Here is a 4,382-nt window from a genome sequence, read left to right as displayed (position 1 = left end):
GGATTGTTCGGATTGGGCATCGAGCTGTTCACCGTTTCGGCGCACGGAGCCTCAAACAACATGTATGATGTACGGTGTAGTAAATACAAACTGTGAGGCAACTATTCGGCTAGTCGTTGGTAATGAAAATTCCCAAAGGCGGGTGATTGACGCTGTCATTGATACTGGTTATACAGGTTTCTTAAGCTTGCCCCGCGAAACCATCATTGCCCTAAATTTGCCTTGGACTGGAGTTGAGCGAGGAACTTTGGGTGATGGTAGCGAAGCCACTTTTGAGGTATATGCAGCAACTGTAATCTGGGATGGTGAATACCGAAGCATTCCTGTCAATGAAACTGAAACTGATCCGTTGGTCGGAATGAGTTTACTTTACGGCTACGACTTGCGGATTCAAGCTGTGGAAGGTGGAACTGTCATAATCGAAGCATTATAATCATTTCCCTGTGTTTAACTATTCCCATCAGGTGAGTGTGACCCGATATCTTTGATGACTTCCGCGTTCGGGAATTTCCCTTGAAGGAACGCCGATTGCCTTTCGAGGTCTTGTTTTTGTCTTCTGGTAGAGACTCTGGCGTAGATGATTGTTGGTTTGTTCTTGACTTCTCCAAGCACTGAATCGACATCATAGCGTCGCTGGTTACTTGGGGTTCTAATGGTTTTGATTTTACCCTCCTGCTCCCAGTACCTGAGTGTTCGTTCAGACACTCCGAGGATTTCGCGGGCTTTCCTGGGTGGGACATATCTCATAGTCTCTGCTAGCGCGATTCTTTATAGATGATCACAGAAATTGCCGGTAATTGCAAGGAATTGCCGGGAATTGCTTTAAAAAAATACTTCTATTTTTTGCCGATCGGCGAAGCCGCGCCAAAGGCGATCGCATTTGTGATTGACATGCAGGTCACGCTACGCGATCGCATTTCCATAACTTCTCTTTTAACTATTCCGGTCTTGCCATCACTTAATTAATACAGTGGCTGCAAGTGATTAATTCCGTGGTGGGCAGTGCCTAGCAACACCCAATGCCGCAGCTAATTTTATCTTTTTGATGCACTGCCCACCCTACATCAAATTGGTGGAATGGGCATCAGGCGTGGAACGGGCATCTTGCCCGTTTCCATACTTTTCAATTCTCCTGACTAACCTGATGTTGTGCCAATAGCTGCTCAAATTCCTCAAGGGAGTTACTTTTAAGAGAGTGATCAATCAACTGTTTCAACACAGAGATATCCTCTATTCCATTAATCGCTGCCACCAATTCTGGTGATACCGATTCAAACCGATTTTGTAAAATTTTAACCACTGTCTCTTGAAAACCTTCCCGATAGTCTTGAAGTCCTTGTTGAAGTCCTTGTTCCAGACCCCTCTTCATTGCCCTTTCTTCCACTCGACTAATCAAAGGCATCTGTCTTTCCTCCTGATAACGTTCAAGTTGTTGATTCAGCTCCAGTTCTAACTCTTCCGGTAAAGCCATCATTTGGTCAATACACTGGAACAGCTTCACTATATCGTTTTTACTATAACCTTGTTCAAAAAGTCTCCGAAGTAGGTACCACTTCCATCGCTTGCGCTCCATTGGTTGTTTATGGGTAGCTTTCGTCTTCAAATGAGCCATCACCACTACTGCAAAGGGATTAGTACTCGATTCCAACACCTGCCACATTGACTGATAGTTCAGTAATTTAACTATCGGAAATTCTAGACTCAGGCGACAACCTCCCAAGCCATATTCATAGGACGATGGAGACCAAGAAGCATTCTCATCTCCCAATACCGCTAAGCTAATCACAGGTTTTTCGTACAGGTCAAATGCCCTGTAATGATATTGGTACATTCGCTTAGCAAAGGTTGATTCTTTTTGGCTTTGTACCTCTACATGAATCAAGACCCAAGTTTCATTTCCACCACAGAGCCACACCTGGAATAATTTATCAGCGATTCGTTTTCCTGATTCAGCAGCACCAACTATCTGCTGTAGCTCTGTATCAAGGGCTTGGGGTGTCTGATTCCAATCAATCAGAGTGTGTACTTGGGGAAAACAAAACTGCAAAAATGACTCAAAATACGCTTGTAATGCTTCTTTCCAAGGATTGTCATAGTCAGCTATGGGTTCGTTCATTTCTATTTTTTAATTCTAGACTAATCCTAAAAACCATCTCATCAAAAAGAGATAAATGCTCTCATTACTGTCATGGTATTCAGTGTAGTACATTGTATAGTTAAATAGCAGATTATGGCGAGATTAATACTAAAATTACTGAAAGCAATCTCTAGGATTTATAAAATAAGTGAAATCGACAATTTAGTAATTTTATGGAATAGGGATGCAGCCAGTAAAAAGGGGAGCCAGTTGCTGATATGACTCCCCATCTTCTAAAGTTTCCTGTGTTTCACTATTCCCATCAGCTGACTGGTATTAGAAAAGCGATTGACCTTGGCCTTTAGGCCACGCTACGCGAATGGTCACGCTACGCGAACGCTTTTCCATACTGTCGTTCTTTCTGATAAGACTTCAGCTTTCGAGTTCCCTAAGTTATAGATTTACCACTTTGAGATGCACCCATTAAGTTCAGGCTATAATCATGGTCTGCGCTAATCTTGAACAGAGGTCAAACCAATGGTAGTTCGGCAACCTCGCTATAGCAAAGAAGAATTTGCTAGGCGTGGAGATTACATCTATCAGGCTAAAGTACGCCCTTTGGTTGAAGCAGGCAATCATGGCAGAATCGTAGCGATTGACATTGAAACTGGCGACTTTGAGCTGGCTGATGATATTCTCAGTGCTACAAATGGTTTGTTTGAGCGACTCCCAAATGCCCAGCCTTGGATTGTTCGGATTGGGCATCGAGCTGTTCACCGTTTCGGCGCACGGAGCCTCAAACAACATGTATGATGTACGGTGTAGTAAATACAAACTGTGAGGCAACGATTCGGCTAGTCGTTGGTAATGAAAATTCCCAAAGGCGAGTGATTGACGCTGTCATTGATACTGGTTATACAGGTTTCTTAAGCTTGCCCCGCCAAACCATCATTGCCCTAAATTTGCCTTGGACTGGAGTTGAGCGAGGAACTTTGGGTGATGGTAGCGAAGCCACCTTCGAGGTATATGCGGCAACTGTAATCTGGGATGGTGAATACCAAAGCATTCCTGTCAATGAAACTGAAACTGATCCGTTGGTCGGAATGAGCTTACTTTACGGCTACGACTTGCGGATTCAAGCTGTCGAAGGTGGCACTGTCATAATCGAAGCATTATAATCATTTCCATTAAATTATTATAATAATCATTATAATCTAGAAAAAGATGCTCCCTCCCCATCTCCCCATCTCCCCATCTCCCAGACTTCCCTGTGTTTAACTATTCCGATCAGGTGAGCACTATCAGAGATGCGATCGCGTAGCGTGGCCTACGGCCAATCGCATTTCCATAGTCTTCAATTCTCCTGACTAAGCTGATGTTGTGCCAATAGCTGCTCAAATTCCTCAAGGGAGTTACTCTCAAGAGAGTGATCAATCAACTGTTTCAACACAGAGATATCCTCTATGCCATTAATCGCTGCCACCAATTCCGGTGATACCAATTCAAACCGCTTTTCTAAAATTTTAACTACTGTCCCTTGAAAGCCTTCCCGAGATTCTTGAAGTCCTTGTTGAAGTCCTTGTTGAAGTCCTTGTTCCAGACCCCTCTTCATTGCCCTTTCTTCGACTCGACTAATCAAAGGCATCTGTCTTTCCTCCTGATAACGTTCAAGTTCTTGATTCAGCTCCAGTTCTAACTGTTCCGGTAAAGCCATCATTTGGTCAATACACTGGAACAGCTTCACTATATCGTTTTTACTATAACCTCGTTCAAAAAGTCTCCGAACTAGGTACCACTTCCATCGCTTGCGCTCCATTGGTTGTTTATGGGTAGCTTTGGTCTTTAGATGAGCCATCACCACTACTGCAAAGGGATTAGTACTCGATTCCAACACCTGCCACATTGACTGATAGTTCAATAATTTAACTATCGGAAATTCTAGACTCAGGCGACAACCTCCCAAGCCATATTCATAGGACGATGGAGACCAAGACGCATTTTCATCTCCCAATACCGCTAAGCTAATCACAGGTTTTTCGTACAGGTCAAATGCCCTGTAATGATATTGGTACATTCGCTTAGCAAAGGTTGATTCTTTTTGGCTTTGTACCTCTACATGAATCAAGACCCAAGTTTCATTTCCACCACAGAGCCACACCTGGAATAATTTATCAGCGATTCGTTTTCCTGATTCAGCAGCACCAACTATCTGCTGTAGCTCTGTATCAAGGGCTTGGGGTGTCTGATTCCAATCAATCAGAGTGTGTACTTGGGGAAAACAAAACTGCAAAAATGACTCAAAATA

At 43.4% G+C, this 4,382-nt stretch carries 7 protein-coding genes; 4 read left to right on the top strand and 3 right to left on the bottom strand.

The window, feature by feature from the left end; all coding sequences use genetic code 11:
* The first annotated feature begins 64 nt into the window (after window positions 1-64).
* Complete coding sequence (locus F6K20_RS20125; RefSeq protein WP_502708850.1) at window positions 65-433, top strand: clan AA aspartic protease; 369 nt, start codon at window positions 65-67, stop codon at window positions 431-433.
* 14 nt (window positions 434-447) lie between these two features.
* Here the strand turns inward: F6K20_RS20125 and F6K20_RS20120 are convergent, their stop codons facing one another.
* Complete coding sequence (locus tag F6K20_RS20120; protein ID WP_287295796.1) at window positions 448-747, bottom strand: MerR family DNA-binding transcriptional regulator; 300 nt, start codon at window positions 745-747, stop codon at window positions 448-450.
* A gap of 27 nt (window positions 748-774) precedes the next feature.
* Between F6K20_RS20120 and F6K20_RS20115 the strand changes: the two genes are divergently transcribed.
* Window positions 775-966: a hypothetical protein gene (locus F6K20_RS20115; RefSeq protein ID WP_287295794.1), complete on the top strand. Its 192-nt coding sequence runs from the start codon at window positions 775-777 to the stop codon at window positions 964-966.
* 157 nt (window positions 967-1,123) lie between these two features.
* Here the strand turns inward: F6K20_RS20115 and F6K20_RS20110 are convergent, their stop codons facing one another.
* On the bottom strand, window positions 1,124-2,116 hold the full coding sequence (locus F6K20_RS20110; RefSeq protein WP_287295792.1) for an RpnC/YadD family protein: 993 nt from the start codon (window positions 2,114-2,116) through the stop codon (window positions 1,124-1,126).
* Between the two features lie 498 nt (window positions 2,117-2,614).
* On the opposite strand from F6K20_RS20110, the gene F6K20_RS20105 reads away from it, so the two are divergent.
* The gene (locus tag F6K20_RS20105) at window positions 2,615-2,890 is read left to right on the top strand and encodes a hypothetical protein (protein WP_271970028.1); all 276 of its coding nucleotides are present in this window, start codon (window positions 2,615-2,617) and stop codon (window positions 2,888-2,890) included.
* Entirely contained in the window at window positions 2,887-3,255 is a 369-nt protein-coding gene (locus F6K20_RS20100; RefSeq protein WP_271970027.1) for a clan AA aspartic protease, read from the top strand. The genes F6K20_RS20105 and F6K20_RS20100 overlap by 4 nt, the downstream gene beginning before the upstream one ends.
* Before the next feature lie 176 nt (window positions 3,256-3,431).
* Here the strand turns inward: F6K20_RS20100 and F6K20_RS20095 are convergent.
* Window positions 3,432-4,382 (bottom strand): RpnC/YadD family protein (locus tag F6K20_RS20095; protein WP_287295790.1); only part of this gene is annotated, 951 nt, incomplete at its 5' end.

Origin of the sequence: Moorena sp. SIO2C4 (assembly GCF_010672485.1) — a bacterium.
Lineage (GTDB): Bacteria > Cyanobacteriota > Cyanobacteriia > Cyanobacteriales > Coleofasciculaceae > Moorena > Moorena producens.
Note: the sequence above shows the minus strand (reverse complement) of the source record. Positions and strands in the feature narration are given on the sequence as shown.